Source organism: Herbidospora sp. RD11066 (genome assembly GCF_054661255.1).
Genome location: NZ_BAAGDO010000003.1, coordinates 230,465 through 248,270 on the forward strand (window position 1 = coordinate 230,465; position 17,806 = coordinate 248,270).

The following is a 17,806-nucleotide window of genomic DNA, read 5'->3' on the forward strand; positions in this document are numbered from 1 at the left end:
GTGGCCGGTGTGGCTCCCCCCAGGCGCACCGGTCATGAGCCGTTTCAGGTCAGTCGGTCGCGATCGGGGATCGCACGGTCCCCTTCTCTCTGCAACGCGTGTTCCACGTGCAGGAGGGCTTGGATGAAGATGACGTTCCGCCGGGAGCCGGTCGCCCGGCCGAAGGCGAGATTCCGGGCCGCCGTGAGCAGCGGCCGGCCCGAGAGCCGTAACGTGAGCGCCTCGGCCACGTCGCCCACGGCTCGGCGCTGCCACTCCGCGGCTGCGGTGAACAGCGACTCCCGGTAGTCCGGCAGGACGTCGTCCCGCGCGGCCTCGGCGGCGAGCAGCACGGCGGCCTGGTAGGCGGCCACCGGATCGCCCTCCTCGGCCCGCCGCAGGATCGCGGCCCCAATGCGACCCCAGGAACGCGGCATCCGGAAGCCACTTCTGGGCGGCAGCGGGAGCCGGACCTCCTCGGGCCGCTGTTCGAGGATGTCTCCGGGGACATGCGCCGCGGGCCGGGCGGTCTTGTCCGTCCCCCTACTCTCACGTTCGGCGGCCTCCCAGAGATCGGCGAACCGCTTGGTGAAGCGGCTCGCCTCCTGAGGGGTGGGCGTGGACCACTTTCCGTTGGCCGCACCGAGCCAATAGAGGGCCGTCACCGTGGTCCGCACGAGAGGCCAGTTCGGTGTACGGACGCCCTTGCCCGTCATCAGATTGGAGAAGGTGGCCTCGGACGGCCGCCGCCAGTCTTCGCCGTTCTCCCGCGACTTGATCTCGTCGGCCATCTTGACCATCCGCTTCAGCGTGGGCCCGCCCGCCGCAAGGTGTAACTCGTTCAGCTCCCGCAGGAGCTCATCCCGATGAACCCGCCGTATGTCTGGATCATCCATGGGCCAGCTCCATCTCCCCATAAAGGATGAACAGCACGAAAGGCGTGTTCAACCCAAAGTCGGCACCAGAAGTCCTGCCGGCCGAGTGCCGGTGATGAGGGTGAGATTAGTGGTTCGCAGGGGGGCTACGCCCCAAATTTCCCAAACGCCGCAAGCGCGGTATTTAACCTCGTTCAAGGTTGTTCAGAATCATCTCAAACCCTTCCAACCTGCCAAAACACGTGTAGATCACTCTGACCGGACGGCCCTGACGGCCGGGAGCGACTAGATCTGAGTCGACCATTCTCGCGCGCTATCAGAAAGAAAGTCAGCGAATGTCACCGGTCGTGTCTTTGATCATCGCAGCCCTTGTTTCCGCAGTTCTGGCGCTGCTCTACTTCATCCTGAGCATCACATCCGGTAAAGCGACCTCGGTCGCGCTTCTTCGTTCCGGCGGCGCCTACCTCGGGGTCGCCACGTTGTGCATGCTGGTGCTGGAGTACCTCCGATGACACCGCTCAGGCTCCGGGAGGTGCACCCCCTGCTCACGGCCACGATCGTCCACCTACTCGGGATCGACCCCCTCGCGGCGACGGTGCGCGATCTTCCCTACTTCGGGGTCTGCGGGTGTTCGTGGGCGTGCCGGAATCTGCTGACCTCTCCGCCTGGGTCGGCGAGCCCCCGGTCGCTGCCGCTGCTGCTCCACGGAACGGAGATCATCACGCTCAGCCTCGACCCGACGGGCACGACGATCACCGACGTCGAGGTGTTCGACCCCGCCTTCTACCGCTGATCAGTCGAGCCGGACGGTCACCGTCACGCGGCCTTTGTCGTCACGGCGCGCAATGGCGTGGCCCGTTCGGTCGGTTCCGTCGAGTTCCAGGGAGACCGGGCCGCCCTCGTCGAGGAAGTTGCGCCACCACAGCTTGGCGTCGGGGAACTGTGACCCGATGACCACGGTGTCGCCGCTGCGCCGGTAGCCGACGGGGATGCTGAAGGTGCGTCCGGAGCGCCGGCCCGTGTACGTGAGGACCGTGAGGTGCCGGCTGACCAGGCCGCCCCAGCGGGGCGAGGTGCGCAGGCTCATCACGCAGGTGTTGAACCGGGCGACCGGCTTCCTCGGCAGTCTGTATCGCATCGGCCCACGCTAGTCGCGGGGCCTCCGCGCACGACCGAAACGAGAGACCGCACACCACAAGTGATCGTTGCCCGATTTCGGGACCCACTCTGGAGGGCTTTGCCCGCGTTTGGCTATTGTCATGAGCCATGCAGCGGGACGGTCGTGACATACGCGTATGGATCCTCCTGACGACCGTCTACATCGTCTGGGGATCGACGTATCTGGGCATCGGCATCGTCATCGAGACCATGCCGCCTCTCTTCTCCGGTGGCCTGCGGTTCGTCGTCGCCGCGGCGATCCTCGGCACGTTCCTGCTGATCAGGAGTGGGCCCGGGGCCTTCACGATGACGCGGCGGGAGTTCCTCGACGCCGCCGTGGTCGGGCTGCTGCTCCTCACCGGCGGGAACGGCATGGTGGCCGTGGCCGAGCAGCACATCTCCACCGGGCTCGCCGCGCTGCTGGTCGCCTCGACGCCGCTCTGGCTGGTCATCATGCGGCTGGTGTTCCGGGATCGGCCGCACGTGCTCACGCTGACCGGGGTGCTCATCGGGTTCCTCGGGGTGGCGGGGATCTCGCTCACCGGCGGGGTGTCGGGCGGGACAGTCGGGGTGGTCGTCATCCTGATCGCGTCGTTCTCGTGGGCGATCGGGTCGTTCATGTCGGGGCGGGCGCCCATGCCGAAGCATCCGTTCGCCGCGTCGACCGTGGAGATGGTGGTCGGTGGCGCCGGGCTGCTGATCGGGAGTGTGCTGACCGGGGAGCATTTCGTACCGGCGGAAGTGTCCGCGCGGTCGTGGTGGGCGCTGGTCTACCTGATCCTCGTGGGGTCGCTGGTGGGGTTCACGTCGTACGTGTGGCTGCTCGGGAACGCGCCGATCTCGCTCGTGTCCACCTACGCGTACGTCAACCCCGTCGTGGCGGTCGCCCTCGGGATGATCATTCTGGGCGAGACCGTGACGGCCATGATGGTGGCCGCCGGTCTCGTCATCGTCGCGGGGGTGGCGCTCGTCGTCTCTACCGAGCGGAAGCGCGTGACCTGAACGCCTCGGCGGCGCTCAGGAAGACGTCGTTGGCCTCACGGTCACCGATGGACACACGGGCACCCTCCGCCCCGAACGGGCGCACAGCGACGCCCTCGACGGCGCACGCCGCGGCGAACGCGGGGGTGTCGTCGCCCAGGCGGAGCCAGACGAAGTTGGCCTGCGACTCGGGGACCGTCCAGCCCTGGGTGATCAACGCCTCGCGGACGCGGGTGCGTTCGGCGACGACGCGCTCGACGCGCTCCAGGAGCTCCTGCTCGGCGGCCAGCGACGCGACGGCGGCGGCCTGGGCGAGGTGGTTGACGGCGAAGGGGACCATCGTCTTGCGGACGGCCGCGGCGACCGGCTCGGGGCCGATCAGGTAGCCGACGCGCAGGCCGGCCAGGCCGTAGGCCTTGGAGAAGGTGCGCAGCACGGCGACGTTGGGGCGGTCGCGGTAGAAGGACAGGCCGTCGGGGACGTCGTCGTCGCGCACGTATTCGCGGTAGGCCTCGTCGAGGACGACCAGCACGTTCTCCGGCACTCTGGAGAGGAAGTCGACGATCTGCGCCGAACGGTTGACCGTGCCCGTCGGGTTGTTGGGGTTGCAGACGAGGATCATGCGGGTGGCCGGAGTGATCGCGGCGGCCATCGCGTCGAGGTCGTGGGTCTCGTCGGCTAGCGGAACTCGTACGGAAACGACGCCTGAAAGATCCGCGAGCAGCGGATACGCCTCGAACGAGCGCCAGGCGTAGACGACCTCCGCGCCCGGCTCGCCGACCGTCTCGAAGAGCTGCTGGGCGACGGTGACCGAGCCCGCGCCGAGCGCGACGTGCTCGGGCGGGACGCCGTAGCGGGCCGCGAGCGCCTCGGTCAGGCGGGTGGCCGCGGGGTCGGGGTAGCGGTGGATGTTCGCGGCGGCCTCGGCGATCGCCGCGACGACGCTGGGGAGCGGCGGTTCGGGGGACTCGTTCGAAGACAGCTTGTACGAGCGGCCTTCGGCGGACACCACCGCCTTGCCCGGCGTATAAGCCGTCATGGTGTCGAGTACGGCCCTGAACTGCGGCATTGATTCCACCCCTCCGGTGCGGCGATGTGCCCCACACCCTACTTCCCAGGTGGTCTCAGGGTGGTCCCAGGGAGTTCGTCTAGGATTCGGCGCTATGCGCGTGATCGTCCGGGGGGCACTCGCCCTCGCCTTAACCACGTCCCTGCTCGCCCCGGCCGCACCGGCGAACGCGAAGGTCAAGCCATACTGCGAGCGCTTCAAGTGCATCGCCCTCACGTTCGACGACGGCCCCTGGCCCTACACCCCCGCCCTGCTCGACACCCTGAAGAAGCACAAGGCCAAGGCCACCTTCTTCGTGCTCGGCCGGAAGGTCGAGAGCCGGGTCGACATGATGCAGCGCATGGTCGACGAGGGTCACGAGATCGGCAACCACACCTGGGACCACCCCGACCTGACCAAGCTGTCGGACGAGGAGATCATCTCCGAGATCTCCAGCACCCAGCAGATCCTCCAGGAGACCATCGGCCTCACGCCGACGTTCATGCGGCCGCCGAACGGCGCCACCAACTCCCGGGTCGGCTCGCTGATGAAGCAGTTCGGCCTGCCGCAGATCCTGTGGACGGGCTCGACCCTCGACTGGCAGGCCCGCAACACCAAGATCATCAAGGAGCGCACGCTCAAGTTCGCCAAGCGCGACGCGGTCATCCTGCTGCACGACATCGTGCCGGAGACCGTGACGGCCATGGAGACCGTCGTCGACACCCTGACGAAGAAGGGCTACAAGCTCGTCACCGTCTCGACGATCCTCGGCGACCGCGTGCTCAAGCCCGGCGAGGCGTGGCCCAAGCCCGCCAAGAAGTAGCTAGTCGGCGATCTTCAGCGAGCGCGACAGCGCCGCCTTCAACCGTGGCTGGGCGGGCACCTCGACGAACCGGTAGACCGCCCACGCCACGACCAGCACGATCCCGATGACGACCGGCAGGGTGATCCGGTGACCGAGAATCGGGTTGAGCCACTGGATCATCAGGAACCCGACGTGGTGGTGGAACAGGTAGAGCGGGTAGGTCAGCGCGCCCAGCAGCGTCAGCCCGCGCCAGTCGATGCCGTCGAGCCGCCCGAGGGCGACCAGGATCATCACCAGGAACATCAGCGAGATCACGCCGACGACGAGCGCGGTGCCGAGCGGCTCACCGAACCGCTTGATCGCCGAGGGCCCCTCACCGAGGAGCTGCACCATCCCGAAGGCGTAGGCCAGGCCGACGAACAGCCACGGCAGCAGCGAACTGCCGAACCGGTAGATCAGATAGAGCGCCATGCCCGCGATGAAGTAGGGCGCCCCGAACTGCGCCAGCGCGACCTTCAGCAGCGAGATGTCGAGCCGCTCGGCCAGCGCGAGCAGCACGATCCACCCGCCCATGAAACCCAGCACTCTCCTGTACGTGATCCCGACCGCCGCGAAGCACGCGATCATCACGTAGAAGATGAGCTCGTGCCAGAGCGTCCAGTAGACGATCTCCAGGTCGCGGATGCGTAAGCCGTGCTGGAACATCGTCAGGTTGGCGAGCAGTTCGCTCAGCGTGGGACGGTGGTCGGTGATGAACCCGAGTAACGCGAGCCCGCCCAGGATGATCACGCTGGCCCAGTAGGCCGGATAGAGACGTGCGATCCGGGAGCCGACGAATTCGCCGGGGGTCCGCCCCCAGGCGCTCATCAGGATCACGAAGCCGCTGATCATGAAGAACAGCCGGACTCCGTAGGAGCCGAACATCGTCACGCCGCTCAGGGCGGGGAAGGCGTTGACCGTCCCCCACGCGCGGGTCTCCCCGAAGTGGAACAGCACCACCGCCATGGCCGCGCAGAACCTCAGCAGATCGAGCACCCGTAAGCGGGGCTGCACGAAGGGGGGTTCAACGGCGCCCGCCGGCACAGTGCGGGGCTCCGATATCAGCACAGGGGGAGAATATCCCGATAACTCACAGGGAGATCTGCAATCACCTTGGCAACATGTGACCATTCACGCCACATCTGCACCTAAGTCACATTCGAGGTCAACGGAAGACGTGGCGCCCAGGCATGACCGACGTGGAAGACGCGGGCGGCCGCACATGCAGGCCGCGATTCGCCCGATCCCGTTTGCCCGAGGGGTCAGACTCTCAGCATCGGCGGGTGCAATGCTTCTGCCGGTCCCCGTCGGTAGAGCATCGCCGGGCGGCCTCCGTCGCGCGTGGTCGTGCGGCCCGACGGAACCAGGAAGCCCTCGGTCTTCGTCACCTTGCGGTGGAAGTTGCGGGGATCCAGGGGGCGGCCCCAGACGATTTCGTACACCCTGCGCAGTTCCGCGACCGTGAACTCGGTCGGGCAGAAAGCGGCGCCCAGGGAGGTGTACTCCAGCTTTGAGCGGGCCCGCTCCAGGCCGTCCATCATGATGCGGCGGTGGTCGAAGGCCATCTCGGTCAGTTCGCTCAGCGGTTGCCAGCTCATGTGGGCCTCGGTGGAGGCGGGCAGGTCGGGGGCCAGGCCGAGGTAGGCGACCGACACGACGCGCTGGCGCGGGTCGCGGTCGGGGTAGCCGTAGGTGCGGAGCTGCTCCAGGTGGATCGGGGCACCGGCCATGCCGGCCCGTTCGGCCAGCACGCGGGCGGCGGCGGCGGGCAGGTCTTCGTCCATGTGGATGAAGCCGCCCGAGATGGCCCAGAGATCGGGGTAGGGCGGACGATCCCGGCGCCACACGAGGGCGCACAGGGCGCTCGACCTCACCGTCAGCACGACGAGATCCACGCTGACGGGGATGCGCGGGACCATGTCAGGCACGTTACACGCTGTCGCGATCACTCGTTGTGGTAGTAAACCGGCTCGGCGGCCTTGCGGCCGTCGGCACCGGTCACCTCGACCCGGACCCAGGTGTCGGGAGGCACGCTCTCCCAGTCGACCGGGATCCACACCTTCCCGACAGTGGGTGGTAAGTCGGCCAGCGGCTGGCCGTCGTACCAGCCGACCGACTGCGAGTCGACCACGCGCGGCGTCTCCAGCGTCTCCCAGCTCAGCGTCACCTTCACGTTCTCCAGGTGGTAGCCGCGAATCTGGATGCCGTCTTGTATGTCGCGCTTCTCCCTGATGGCCTGGATGGCGATCGGGCGATCCCAGTCGGCCGCAAGGTCCTGCGCCAGCGAGGGGGTGCCGCAGGTGAAGAAGTCGCTCCACATGTACGAAATGATCTTCGACACGTACGGCCCGACCAGCGTCACCGCCGTGTCGAGACGGGGTTTGTCGGTCTTGCCGCGGGTGCCCTGCGTGCCGCACTTCTCGGTCGCCGACGGTTCGAACGCCTCGACGTTGGCCCAGAGCTTGACGTCGATGTCCTCCTCGTCGCGCAGTTCCTGCTGCGACTCGAACATCGCCCGGTAGTAGTCACGGGTGGCGCCCCAATAGGCGGTGTTGTACGTGCTCTCCCCCACCACCGGCTTCAGCCGGTCGTCCACAGGCTGGTTCTTCCAGTTCGGCCAGAACAGGCCGACCTTGCCGGTGCCGCGCGAGTCCTGCGGCGCGATGATGCCGACGCCCGTGCGGGCCAGCGCCTTGAAGCCCTCGCCAACCTGCTTCGGTGTGGAGGTGAAGTCGACCCGCTTGCGGGCGTCGAGGTAGGGGCTGACCAGGATCGGCTTGCCGGGCAGGGTCTGTTCGACGATGCGGTGCTGTTCGGCGTACACCTGCAGGGTCGGCACGTTCTCGGGGTCGGCCCAGTCTCTGATGACGAGCTCGAACGGCTGGTAGACGCCGCCGAGCGACTCACGCCCGGCGAAGCGGGCGCCGTAGTCCTGCAGGATGCGGCGGGTCAGCGTGGTGAGGGTGCCGATGTGGCGTGGGTTGGCGCGGGTGACGCCGGCCGGGTCGCGCGGGGCCGGCGGCAGCGAAGGGAAGACCTTGATGCCGAACTGGTCGCCCAGGTCGAGCAGCTCGGTGAGGCTGTCGGTCACACCGGCCGACACCAGGATCAGGTGGTAGCCCTTGCCCGTCGTGGCGAAGTCGCAGGTGGCGTCGTCGGAGCCGTCTTCGTCGGCGATCAGGCGGAAGAACACCCGCTCACCGATGACGATCTTCCGTTCCATCCCGGGGCAGCGGAACACGTGGTCGCCGTACGACTCGTCGGTGCGGAACACGAACGACCACGAGATGCGATTGCCGGGATTGGCCGCCTTCAGGTCGCGCTCGGCCGCCTGGTAGCAGGTCAGGCCGTCTTCGACGCAGTAGTCGTAGCGCGCGTCGGGCTTGTACTTGCCCTCGTCGTCGGGCTCCGCCTCCTGGATCCGGCCCTCGGAGTCGACCGAACGCGGCGACAGGCCGAACCCGATGCGGACGACCGTGTCACCGCCGACCTGGTGGATCTCCTCCAGCTGGCGGCGCCAGTTGCAGCGGTCGGCCGACGGCATGATCCAGTAGCCGGTGATGGCGTAGGGGGTGCGCATGTTCGTGTCGAACGTGCCACACGGGTCGGTGAAGCCGACTTCCGAAGGGGTTGGGCTGGGCTCGGACGGAGAGGTGCTGCCGATGCGGGCTGCGTGTGGCGCTTCCGTCTCCTGGAGTGCGATCACCACGGTGGCCACGCCCCCGAGGATCGCGATCCCAAGGAGCAGAGCAAGCCAGCGCAAACCGTCACCTCATCCGATCGACGTGCGAGCTTTTTCCTACCGGCAGACTACGGCTTGACGCCGTTCCAGGCCTCGAGCTGCGAGACGAAGCGGCGCGCGGAGTTGGGCCAGTGGTGGTTGCCCCGGGCGGCGGCGTAACCTCGGGCGCCCGCCATGCGGCGCTCCTCGGTGTTGTCGCGCAGGGCCAGCACGGCCTTGGCGACGGCCGCCGGGTCGCTCCACGGCACCACGACGCCGCTGCGGTAACGCTCGATGAGCTCGACCGCGCGAGGTGAGGGGGTGGTGATGACCGGGATGCCGTGGGCCATGTACTCCACGATCTTCGTGGGCATCGAGTGGCGATAGTTGGGTTCGTCGTGCAGCAGCGACAGCCCGGCCAGGGCGCCGTCGAGCCGCTTGAGGGCTTCGTCGTTGGGCATGAAGTCGCGCCATTCGAGCGCGCCCTCTTCCACGGCGGCCGCGAGCATGCGGCGAGACTGTGGATCGGCGTAACCGATGAGCTCGACGACCACCCGATGTGGTCGCAGCAGGCGGCCGACCTCGATGGCCTCGCGCACACCGCGGGCCTCCGACAGCCAGCCCAGGTAGACCACGCGGTCGTCGCCGGGTGGCGAGACCGTGTCGGGCACCCAGGTCTCGTTCGGTACGACCAGATGCGCCTCCCTGAACCGGCCCGCGTAGGCGGTCTCGGCCAGCAGGAGGTGGAAGTTGCGCTCGGCCCAGCTTTCGAGCATGCGGGCCATGAACCGGGTCGGCGGACGCAGGAACGAGGGCAGCCAGGGCTTCAGCGACAGCGTGGCGGGGGTGTCTTCATGGACGTCCCAGACCACCATCGGCCGGTGACGCACACCGGCGACCGCGAACAGCAGCTCGGGGTCGTGGATGAGCGCCATGTCGACCTTGCCGCGCATGCTCTTGAACACCTTGCGCGCCGCCCGCACGGCGGTGATCCGCCGGCGCTCGGCCGCCCGGGGCAGGTCGACCCCGTTCACCCAGGATCGCGGCACCACCCCGCGCGCCGAATAGGGCGCGGCATACGTGACCTCATGACCTGCATCCACGAGCGCGCGGATCTGCCGGTGCAGGATCCGGGCATCCTCGGGGTGATGCACCACCGTCATGACGAGCACGTGCACGCGCCTGGCCCCCTTACAGCCGCTCGACGCGTTCGCCGGTCGCCAGCACACCGCGGGTGTCGAGCACCAGGCGGCCCTGCTGTTCGATCAGCTCCAGGTCGAACATCGAGTGCTGCTGGAGCAGCACCGTGACGTCTGCCTCCCGGACCGCCGTCGCGAGATCCTCCTCGCGGGGCACCGGGCTCCCCTCGACCGACCACTCCTTGACGTAGGGGTCGGCGTAGCTGACGATCGCGCCGAGCTCCATGAGAGCCTCTGCGACCGGTATCGCGGGTGTCTCCCGCTCGTCGGCGATGTCGGGTTTGTAGGTGACCCCGAGCAGCAGCACCTTCGAGCCGTTGACGGCCTTCTTGTCGCGGTTCAGCAGCCGCTGCACGCGGGTGACCACGTAGGACGGCATCCGCTCGTTGATCTCCTGCGCCAGCTCCACGAAGCGGAACGGGAAGCCCAGCTTGCGGACGGCGTAGGACAGGTAGGACGGGTCGACGGGGATGCAGTGACCACCCACGCCGGGACCCGGCAGGAACTTCTGGAACCCGAACGGCTTGGTAGCGGCGGCCTCGATGGACTCCCAGAGGTTCACGCCGAGCTCGTCACAGAAGATCGCCATCTCGTTGACGAGCGCGATGTTCACGTGGCGGTAGGTGTTCTCCAGCAGCTTGGCCATCTCGGCCTCGCGCGTTCCGCTGACCGGCACGACCCGCTCGACGAACTGCGCGTAGAAAGCGGTCGCCCGGTCGCGGCACGCGGCGGTGTAGCCGCCGACGACCTTCGGGGTGTTGCGCAGGCCGAACTTGGGGTTGCCCGGGTCGATGCGCTCGGGCGAGAACGCCAGGTGGAAGTCGGCGCCGGCCACGAGGCCGGACTTCTCGAGGATCGGCCGGGCCACCTCGTCGGTGGTGCCGGGCCAGGTCGTCGATTCGAGGACCACGAGGGTGCCCTCGGTCAGGTTCTCGGCGACGGCGCGGGTGGCGCCCTCGACGGCCGACAGGTCGGGACGGTGGTCGTCGTCGAGCGGGGTGGGCACGCAGATGACGATGGCCGCGGAACGGGCCAGCACCGTGGGGTCGAGGGTCGCGGTGAAACCGTTCGCGACCATGCTGTCGAGGTCGGCGTCGGTGAGGTCGTCGATGTACGAACGTCCTTCGTTGAGCGCGTCCACCTTGCGCGCGTCAACGTCGAGCCCGACGACCTTCAGACCTGCCGCCACGGCCTCCTTGGCCAGCGGCATGCCGACGTAGCCCAGCCCGATGACCGTGAGATCGATCTCGCTCACGACGCGGCCTGGGGGTGGAGAGAACACTTCATGGTCGCAAAGGCTATCTCAAGTCGGCACCAATGATGCCTGATGCTGCACATCCGGCGTCCTTGGTGAATTTATCTAGCGGGCGAGTGATTCGTAAATTTCCCGATACGTGTTCGCAAGGCTGCTCCACGTTCGCTTCGCGGCCACCTCTTCCCGGCCCGCCGCGCCCATCTTGCGGCGGCGCTCGGGGTCGTCGCGGAGCTCCGCCACGGCGCTGGCCAGGGCTTCCGGGTTCCCGGCCTGGACGAGGACGCCCGGCTCGCCGCCACCGATGAGCTCGGCGAGGGCGGGCAGGTCGCTCAGGATGACCGGCTTGCCCAGCGCCATCGCCTCAACGGGCTTCAGCGGCGTCACCAGACGGCATACGCGCAGGTCCTCGCGGGGGCAGATGAAGATGTCGATCGCCGCCTGGGCCTGCAGGGCCTCGTCGGGCCCGACGCGTCCGGGCAGGATCGCGATGTCACCTATACCGAGTTTGTTCACCTGGGCGAGCAGGTTCTCGCGCTCGGTGCCGTCGCCGACGAGCAGGACCTTCACGGGGGTGCCCGACTGCTTCAGCAGGGCGGCCGCCGACAGCATCGTCGCGAAGCCCTCGTAGGCCACGATCGACGACACGGAGCCGATGACGATCTCGTGGTCGCCGATGCCGTACTGGCGGCGCAGGGACGCACCGTCGTACTCGGCGCTCAGCAGCGAGGCGTCGACGGCGTTGGGCGCCAGGAAGATGCGCTCACGCGGGACGCCGCGCTCGACGATCTCGCCGACCATCGTCTCGGCCAGCGTCACGACGGCGTCGGCGGAGTTCATGATGGTGGCCTCGCGCTCGCGCATGAGGCGGTGGCGCTCGGTGCCGACGCGGGCGGGGTCGCGGCTGGCCCAGGTCTCTTCGAGGAAGCCGCGGACCTCGTACACGAACGGGGTGTTGGTTCTTTCGCGCACGGCCATCGCGACCGAACCGTTGCGGTGGTCGGTGGCGGCGTGCAGGACCTGCGGCCGGAGCTGGCGGACCAGCTCGGTGATGTCCTCGGCGCCCCGGGTGATGCGGCCGCGGGTCTCCATCGGGATGTCCGGGCCGCTCGGCAGCAGCCGGCGGTAGGGGATGCCGTCGATCTCCTCGTAGGGCTCGACGTCGGGGAAGCCCTGGAGGGCGGGCCAGCCCCAGCTGGTCACGACGTGGGGGTCGAGACCGGCGGCCTTCTGCGCGGTCACGATGCGGTGGGTCCGCACGGTGTAACCGGCCTGCGTGAACGGCAGCGCGTTGGTCACGATGTGCAGCGCCCGGCCCGGCACCCGCTCGCCCATGATGACCTTGGGCTTCGGCGGGATCGGGTTGGCCATCAGCGCACCGCGCTCGCCCTCGTAGAGGGCCAGCCGCCGCTTGATGAACACCCAGCGCTCGTGCGGCTTGAGCATGTCGATCGCCTGGGTCATGTGACCCGCGTCGAACACGGCCCGGGAGTCGTTGAGGGGCACTCTGGCCATCCGCCGCCACATCTTGCGGATCGTGACCTTGGCGACCCGCGCGACCGGCCAGGCCACCTTGCCCACGAGGGGGCGAAGCGGTTTCGGCACGGTCTCCGCGGCGGCGTGCGCCACCCGGAGAGGGTCCTGCACGACCTTCCCCACGAAGATCCGGGATGTCGTCACCGGGTTCTTGACGAACCCCTTCATGAACCTTCGGGCACTGGCCTTCGCGGCCTTTGCCGGAATGGGCTTGTTGGCCTCAGCTACCACGGCGTGACCGTACCATAGGCAACGTTTGCCCCCATCATGGATGAAAGGCAAGGTCAGTGAGGGAATCGAGTCTCCAGGACACCCTCGTCCTGCACGTCCTGGGTGCCCGGCCCAACTTCCCCAAGGCCGCTCCGGTGGTCAACGGACTGGCCGACCTGGGCATCCGTCAGGGCATCGTCCACACCGGGCAGCACTACGACGCCCTCATGTCCGACGTGTTCTTCGCCGACCTCGGGCTCCCCGAACCGATCGCGAATCTGGGTGTCGGCAGCGGCTCCCACGCGAAGCAGACCGCCGCCCTCCTCGTCGGTCTCGAAGAGGTCGTCGAGCGGGAGAAGCCGTCTCTGGTGGTCGTGTACGGCGACGTCAACTCGACCCTCGCCGCGATCCTGGTCTGCGCGAAGCTGGGGGTGCCCACGGCCCACGTCGAGGCCGGGCTGCGCTCGTTCGACCGCACGATGCCCGAAGAGGTCAACCGCATCGTGGTCGACAGCCTGTCGGAGCTGCTGTTCGCCACCTCGCCGGAGGCTTTGTCCTACCTGGCCAACGAGGGCGTGCCCGCCTCCAAGGTGCACCTGGTCGGCAACCCGATGATCGACAGCCTGTTCTCCGCGCTGCCCAAGCTCGACCCGGCCCCCGTACAGGAGCGCCTGGGCATCAGCGGCACCTACGCGGTCGCCACGCTGCACCGCCCGGCCAACGTCGACGACCCCGCCGCCGCCAAGGAACTGGTCGACGCGGTGCTCGGCGTCGCCGAGCAGGTGCCGGTCATCGTGCCGCTGCACCCGCGTGGCCGCACCCGCCTGGCCGAGGCCGGCCTGGTCGACGGCCCCCGGATGCGCATCATCGACCCGCTCGGCTACATCGACTTCCTGTCGCTGGTCCGGGGCGCGGCGCTGGTCGTGACCGACTCGGGCGGCGTGCAGGAGGAGACCACGATGCTGGAGGTGCCGTGCCTGACCGTGCGCCTCAACACCGAGCGCCCGATCACCGTGACCCACGGGACCAACCGCCTGGTGACCCCTGCGTCACTGCCCGCCGCGGCCACTGTCGCGCTGGCCGACGGTGCCAAGACCCCGTCGGGTGACCTGCCGATGCTGTGGGACGGCAAGGCCGGTCCGCGCATCGCCCGGGTGATCGCGTCGTGGCTCCAGGGCGAGAACCTGTCCCCCGCCGCGCGGAGCACCGTCGGGGAGTAACTCCGACAAACGCACCAAATGACCACGGCCTGCGCCGTACGATATCGACCCTTGAGACGACGAGCAGGGACTGAGGCATGGCTGAGACCGACGAGACCCCAGACGAGCCGAAGTTCCAGCGCCTCGGCCCGGTCAACTGGCTGCCCGAGGACCGCCGCACCGTCGAGTTCTACGAGGAGACGATCCGCGAACTGGAGACGCGCCTGGCCTACCAGGAGGCGCGCGCGGAGTACGCCCTGTGGAAGGCGAAGGCCACCCAGAGCGGCCGCCAGTACCGGGTGGGCGAGGCCATCACCAAGGCCGGCAGCAACCCCAAGAAGATCGTCAAACTGCCGGGCGACCTGCGCAAGGCATGGCGGGGCAACCGGGCGCCCAAGGCGCCTCCGTCGGCCTTCGACGTCCAGGCCGAGGCCGAGAAGCGCGGCCCGACGGTCAAGATCCCGAACCTGAAGTGGCCCGACCCCGAGGGGATCCAGAGCCGCCCCGACCTCAAGGTCGCGGTCATCCTCGACGACTTCTCCCGCCTCGCGTTCAAGTACGAATGGGACCAGATCGAGTTCGGTCTCCAGGACTGGCGCGAAATCTTCTTGGAGAAGCGCCCCGACGTGCTGTTCTGCGAGTCGGCCTGGCACGGCAACCAGGGCCGCTGGCGCTACCAGATGACCGGCACCAACGCGCCGAAGCAGGAACTGCGCGACCTGATCGACTGGTGCAGGTCGGAGGGCATCCCGACGGTCTTCTGGAACAAGGAAGACCCGCCCAACTTCGACTTCTTCATCGACACGGCGAAGCTGTTCGACCAGGTGTACACGTGCGACGGCGACATGATCCCGAAATATCGGGAGATCCTCGGCCACGACCGGGTCGGCGTGCTCCAGTTCGCCGCGCAGCCGCGCATCCACAACCCGATCATGACCCGCTGGGGCCGCAAGTACGACGTCGTCTTCGGCGGCATGTACTTCCGCGACAAGCACCCCGAGCGCCGCGAGCAGATGGAGACCGTCATCGCTCCCACCCGGGAGCTCGGCCTGCACATCTTCGCCCGCAACGCCTCCGTGGCCGACAAGTACGCCTGGCCCGAGGAGTACCGCCCCCACATCGTCGGCGAACTGCCGTATGAGCAGATGCTGGCGGCGTACAAGATGTACAAGGTCTTCCTCAACGTGAACTCGGTGATCGACTCACCGACCATGTGCGCGCGTCGCGTCTTCGAGCTGTCGGCCTGCGGCACGACGGTCCTGTCGGGCTGGTCGCGCGCCATCGAGGAGACGTTCGGGCCGCTGATCCCGATCGCGCACTCGCAGGAGGAGGCGTACAACCGGGCGCTGTACTACATCAACAGCCCCGAACTGCGCGCCCGGCAGGGCATGCTGGCGCTGCGCGAGGTCTTCGACAAGCACCTGTTCACTCACCGCGTCGACCAGATCCTCGGCGACCTCGGTCACCCGGTCGCCGAACGCACCCGCAGCGTCTCGGTGGTGCTGCCCACCAACCGGGCGGGCCAGCTCGAACACGCCATCGCGCAGGTCGCCCGCCAGAAGCACCGCAACCTCGAACTGATCCTGGTCCTGCACGGCCTGTCGGAGGACGCCGACGTCGTCCGCGACAAGGCCCTGGCGGCCGGCATCCCCGCCGTGAAGGTCCTGCACGCGCCCCCGCACTTCACGCTCGGGGAGGTCCTCAACCACGGCATCCTCCAGGCCGAGGGCGAACTCATCGCCAAGATGGACGACGACAACCTCTACGGCCCCAACTACCTGTGGGACCTGGTGCGCGTCTTCGACTTCGCCGACTGCGACCTGACGGGGAAGGGCGCGCACTACACCTATTTCCCCGACAACAACACGACGGTGTTCCGCCTGCCGGGCCTGGAGAACCGCTACACCCACCTGGTCCAGGGCGCGACCATCCTCGCCAGGGCCGACCTGCTGCGGACCTACGCCTTCGAGGCGGTCAACGCGGGCGAGGACACTCGGTTGGTGCGCAAGCTCAAGGAAGACGGCGTGCGCATCTACTCGGCGGACAGGTTCAACTTCGTGTACATGCGCGGCTCGGACGCGACCCAGCACACGTGGCAGGCCGCCGACTACAAGCTGACCCGCAACGCGGTCTTCTCCTTCGTCGGCCACCCCGACGAGCATGTGATGATCTGATTTTCCGGTACGACCAGACGGCGCCTCCCCTTGTAGGGAGAGGCGCCGTTTTCTGTCGTCAGAGGCCCTGTCTGGCTGGCTCCCGCATGCTGAGAAGGCACCGTTTCTGATCAAAACCGGGTCTAACCAAAACCGGGTCTGTCCAAAGAAGACGGATGCTCGTCTGGCCTGGCTTGGGCCGCACCACCGTCCGGCCAGGCCCCTGACTCTGAGCAGGTGCCGTTCCTCATCAGTGCCGGGTCTGGCCAAGTGACAGCGGGTATTCGTTGCTTGGCCACGCGGTGCCGTTCCTGCTCAAAGCCTGGTCTGGCCAGGTGGGAGCGGTACTCGTTCGGCCAGACCTGGGTCGCGCGCCGCTCGGCCAGGTCCTTCATGCTGAGCAGGTGTCGTTCCCGATCAGTGGCGGGGCTGGCCTGATGGGGGCTGGTGCTCGTCCGGCCAGGGCTGGGTTGCGCCGCCGTTCGGGCCGACGGGTTGGGGCTGTTCGGCCGTCGGCGGGGGCGGCGTGGTGTTGGGGCGGCTGCCGTCGGTTTTGAAGGCCCATTTGAGGTTGGGCTCGACCGCCCACCGAAAGAGTGCCCGGAACGGCGGGGTGCAGAGGATGGCCGTCAGGGCGACGCCGAAGAGGATGAGGACGGCCACGCCGATCGGGTTGTTGAGCTGGTCGTGGAAGCGGTCGAGGACCTTCACCACGAAGCCGTGCAGCAGGTAGGCGTAGATGGTCAGCCCACCGAGCGCGGTGAACCACGTCTTCCTGGACGTGATGATCGACAGGAACGACGCCACCATGACCGCACCGATGACCAGCATCAGCAGCCGGATGCCCGCCCCGGTGAAGTTGTCGACCCCGATCCGCGTGTACGCGTGCCGCCAGCGAATCCACTCGGTCGACACGTCGTAGTGGACCAGGAACGTGATCCCGATCCCGGCGAGCAGCAGGAACGCCCCGGTGATCCTGACCCACTTGTTCTTCAGGTACTGGAAGTGCTGCGGGGTGAGCACCAGGCCCAGGACGTAGAAGGGCAGCAGCCCGAGGGTGCGGTTCATGGAGAGTTCGTCCGGCAGCGCCGAAGCCCCGCTGATCAGCGAGATCCCCACCGCGACCGCCAGCGGCCACTTGACCTGGAACCAGACCGGCGTCGACAGGCGCCAGATGAACAGCGACAGCAGGAACCAGGTTAGGAAGTAGGGGTCGAGCAGGGTGAGCTGGAACTTGCCGTAGAGGATGAGCCTCGGCAGCGAGTAGGCGATCTCGAAGATGACGTAGGGCACCAGCAGCGTGGAGACCAGCTTCTGGGCGCGTAACCGGGTGAAGTTCCGCGACAGATAACCGCTGATCGTGATGAACAGCGGCATGTGGAACGTGTAGACGAAGAGGTAGAGCGCGTGCGCGTACGGTACGTCGCGCAGATCCTCCACCAGATGCCCGCACACCACCAGGACGATCGCCCAGAACTTGGCGTTGTCGAGGAAGGGATCGCGCTGCGAGACGACCGGGGGGCTGGAAGAAGTCACTGCCGCTGCCACCCCGGGACGCTATCGGGCACCGAAGGAAACAGACCAGGGAGCTACCAAAAAACTCTGGGCGAACACTTCCTGGGAAACGTTTGAGAAGAGAAGTGAACGAGAA

16 protein-coding genes are annotated in these 17,806 nt (G+C 67.7%); 6 read left to right on the forward strand and 10 right to left on the reverse strand.

The features are described from left to right. Positions 1 to 44 precede the first annotated feature (44 nt). Positions 45 to 875: a hypothetical protein gene (locus ACYQ78_RS12560; RefSeq protein WP_459800968.1), complete on the reverse strand. Its 831-nt coding sequence runs from the start codon at positions 873 to 875 to the stop codon at positions 45 to 47. Positions 876 to 1,189: 314 nt separating this feature from the next. Here ACYQ78_RS12560 and ACYQ78_RS12565 point away from each other — a divergent pair, with 314 nt between their 5' ends. Then, on the forward strand, positions 1,190 to 1,366 hold the full coding sequence (locus ACYQ78_RS12565; RefSeq protein ID WP_459800969.1) for a hypothetical protein: 177 nt from the start codon (positions 1,190 to 1,192) through the stop codon (positions 1,364 to 1,366). Beyond that, positions 1,363 to 1,647 (forward strand): hypothetical protein, encoded by a 285-nt coding sequence (locus tag ACYQ78_RS12570; protein WP_459800970.1) that lies wholly within the window; start codon positions 1,363 to 1,365, stop codon positions 1,645 to 1,647. The genes ACYQ78_RS12565 and ACYQ78_RS12570 overlap by 4 nt, the downstream gene beginning before the upstream one ends. Here the strand turns inward: ACYQ78_RS12570 and ACYQ78_RS12575 are convergent, their stop codons facing one another. Then, complete coding sequence (locus ACYQ78_RS12575; protein ID WP_459800971.1) at positions 1,648 to 1,992, reverse strand: nitroreductase/quinone reductase family protein; 345 nt, start codon at positions 1,990 to 1,992, stop codon at positions 1,648 to 1,650. It lies immediately after the preceding gene. A 128-nt stretch (positions 1,993 to 2,120) separates the two neighbouring features. Here ACYQ78_RS12575 and ACYQ78_RS12580 point away from each other — a divergent pair, with 128 nt between their 5' ends. Continuing rightward, positions 2,121 to 3,014, forward strand: coding sequence for an EamA family transporter (locus ACYQ78_RS12580; RefSeq protein ID WP_459800972.1), 894 nt, complete (start codon positions 2,121 to 2,123; stop codon positions 3,012 to 3,014). On the opposite strand, the gene hisC is transcribed toward ACYQ78_RS12580, so the two are convergent. Continuing rightward, positions 2,989 to 4,062, reverse strand: coding sequence for a histidinol-phosphate transaminase (gene hisC / locus ACYQ78_RS12585; RefSeq protein WP_459800973.1), 1,074 nt, complete (start codon positions 4,060 to 4,062; stop codon positions 2,989 to 2,991). The genes ACYQ78_RS12580 and hisC overlap by 26 nt on opposite strands. A gap of 94 nt (positions 4,063 to 4,156) precedes the next feature. Between hisC and ACYQ78_RS12590 the strand changes: the two genes are divergently transcribed. Further along, complete coding sequence (locus ACYQ78_RS12590; protein ID WP_459800974.1) at positions 4,157 to 4,864, forward strand: polysaccharide deacetylase family protein; 708 nt, start codon at positions 4,157 to 4,159, stop codon at positions 4,862 to 4,864. Here ACYQ78_RS12590 and ACYQ78_RS12595 read toward each other — a convergent pair whose 3' ends face one another. The 6 genes from ACYQ78_RS12595 to ACYQ78_RS12620 all read right to left on the reverse strand — a co-directional run bounded on the left by ACYQ78_RS12595 (position 4,865) and on the right by ACYQ78_RS12620 (position 12,761). Then, positions 4,865 to 5,953 carry an acyltransferase family protein gene (locus ACYQ78_RS12595; protein WP_459800975.1) on the reverse strand — a complete coding sequence of 363 codons (1,089 nt, stop codon included), beginning with the start codon at positions 5,951 to 5,953 and terminating at the stop codon, positions 4,865 to 4,867. Positions 5,954 to 6,147: 194 nt separating this feature from the next. Then, a complete protein-coding gene (locus tag ACYQ78_RS12600) occupies positions 6,148 to 6,804 on the reverse strand; it encodes an NUDIX hydrolase (protein ID WP_459800976.1) in 657 nt (218 codons plus the stop codon). Positions 6,805 to 6,830: 26 nt separating this feature from the next. Then, positions 6,831 to 8,648 carry a DUF4434 domain-containing protein gene (locus tag ACYQ78_RS12605; RefSeq protein ID WP_459800977.1) on the reverse strand — a complete coding sequence of 606 codons (1,818 nt, stop codon included), beginning with the start codon at positions 8,646 to 8,648 and terminating at the stop codon, positions 6,831 to 6,833. A 47-nt stretch (positions 8,649 to 8,695) separates the two neighbouring features. Continuing rightward, positions 8,696 to 9,784: a glycosyltransferase gene (locus ACYQ78_RS12610; RefSeq protein ID WP_459800978.1), complete on the reverse strand. Its 1,089-nt coding sequence runs from the start codon at positions 9,782 to 9,784 to the stop codon at positions 8,696 to 8,698. A gap of 13 nt (positions 9,785 to 9,797) precedes the next feature. Then, entirely contained in the window at positions 9,798 to 11,060 is a 1,263-nt protein-coding gene (locus tag ACYQ78_RS12615; RefSeq protein WP_459800979.1) for a nucleotide sugar dehydrogenase, read from the reverse strand. Positions 11,061 to 11,165: 105 nt separating this feature from the next. Then, positions 11,166 to 12,761, reverse strand: a complete 1,596-nt coding sequence (locus tag ACYQ78_RS12620; protein ID WP_459800980.1) for a glycosyltransferase family 4 protein — start codon at positions 12,759 to 12,761, stop codon at positions 11,166 to 11,168. Between the two features lie 119 nt (positions 12,762 to 12,880). On the opposite strand from ACYQ78_RS12620, the gene wecB reads away from it, so the two are divergent. After that, on the forward strand, positions 12,881 to 14,023 hold the full coding sequence (gene wecB / locus ACYQ78_RS12625; RefSeq protein WP_459800981.1) for a non-hydrolyzing UDP-N-acetylglucosamine 2-epimerase: 1,143 nt from the start codon (positions 12,881 to 12,883) through the stop codon (positions 14,021 to 14,023). Positions 14,024 to 14,100: 77 nt separating this feature from the next. Next, positions 14,101 to 16,176 carry a glycosyltransferase family protein gene (locus ACYQ78_RS12630; RefSeq protein WP_459800982.1) on the forward strand — a complete coding sequence of 692 codons (2,076 nt, stop codon included), beginning with the start codon at positions 14,101 to 14,103 and terminating at the stop codon, positions 16,174 to 16,176. 396 nt (positions 16,177 to 16,572) lie between these two features. On the opposite strand, the gene ACYQ78_RS12635 is transcribed toward ACYQ78_RS12630, so the two are convergent. Then, positions 16,573 to 17,703 carry an acyltransferase family protein gene (locus ACYQ78_RS12635; RefSeq protein WP_459800983.1) on the reverse strand — a complete coding sequence of 377 codons (1,131 nt, stop codon included), beginning with the start codon at positions 17,701 to 17,703 and terminating at the stop codon, positions 16,573 to 16,575. Positions 17,704 to 17,806: the final 103 nt, after the last annotated feature.

Bases quoted from the DNA above. Each gene is read 5' to 3' on its own strand.
- ACYQ78_RS12560 (WP_459800968.1), bottom strand. From the start codon at position 875: ATGGATGATCCAGACATACGGCGGGTTCATCGGGATGAGCTCCTGCGG.
- ACYQ78_RS12570 (WP_459800970.1), top strand. From the start codon at position 1,363: ATGACACCGCTCAGGCTCCGGGAGGTGCACCCCCTGCTCACGGCCACG.
- ACYQ78_RS12580 (WP_459800972.1), top strand. From the start codon at position 2,121: ATGCAGCGGGACGGTCGTGACATACGCGTATGGATCCTCCTGACGACC.
- ACYQ78_RS12620 (WP_459800980.1), bottom strand. From the start codon at position 12,761: ATGAAGGGGTTCGTCAAGAACCCGGTGACGACATCCCGGATCTTCGTG.
- ACYQ78_RS12630 (WP_459800982.1), top strand. From the start codon at position 14,101: ATGGCTGAGACCGACGAGACCCCAGACGAGCCGAAGTTCCAGCGCCTC.
- ACYQ78_RS12600 (WP_459800976.1), bottom strand. From the start codon at position 6,804: ATGGTCCCGCGCATCCCCGTCAGCGTGGATCTCGTCGTGCTGACGGTG.
- ACYQ78_RS12590 (WP_459800974.1), top strand. From the start codon at position 4,157: ATGCGCGTGATCGTCCGGGGGGCACTCGCCCTCGCCTTAACCACGTCC.
- ACYQ78_RS12565 (WP_459800969.1), top strand. From the start codon at position 1,190: ATGTCACCGGTCGTGTCTTTGATCATCGCAGCCCTTGTTTCCGCAGTT.
- ACYQ78_RS12575 (WP_459800971.1), bottom strand. From the start codon at position 1,992: ATGCGATACAGACTGCCGAGGAAGCCGGTCGCCCGGTTCAACACCTGC.
- hisC (WP_459800973.1), bottom strand. From the start codon at position 4,062: ATGCCGCAGTTCAGGGCCGTACTCGACACCATGACGGCTTATACGCCG.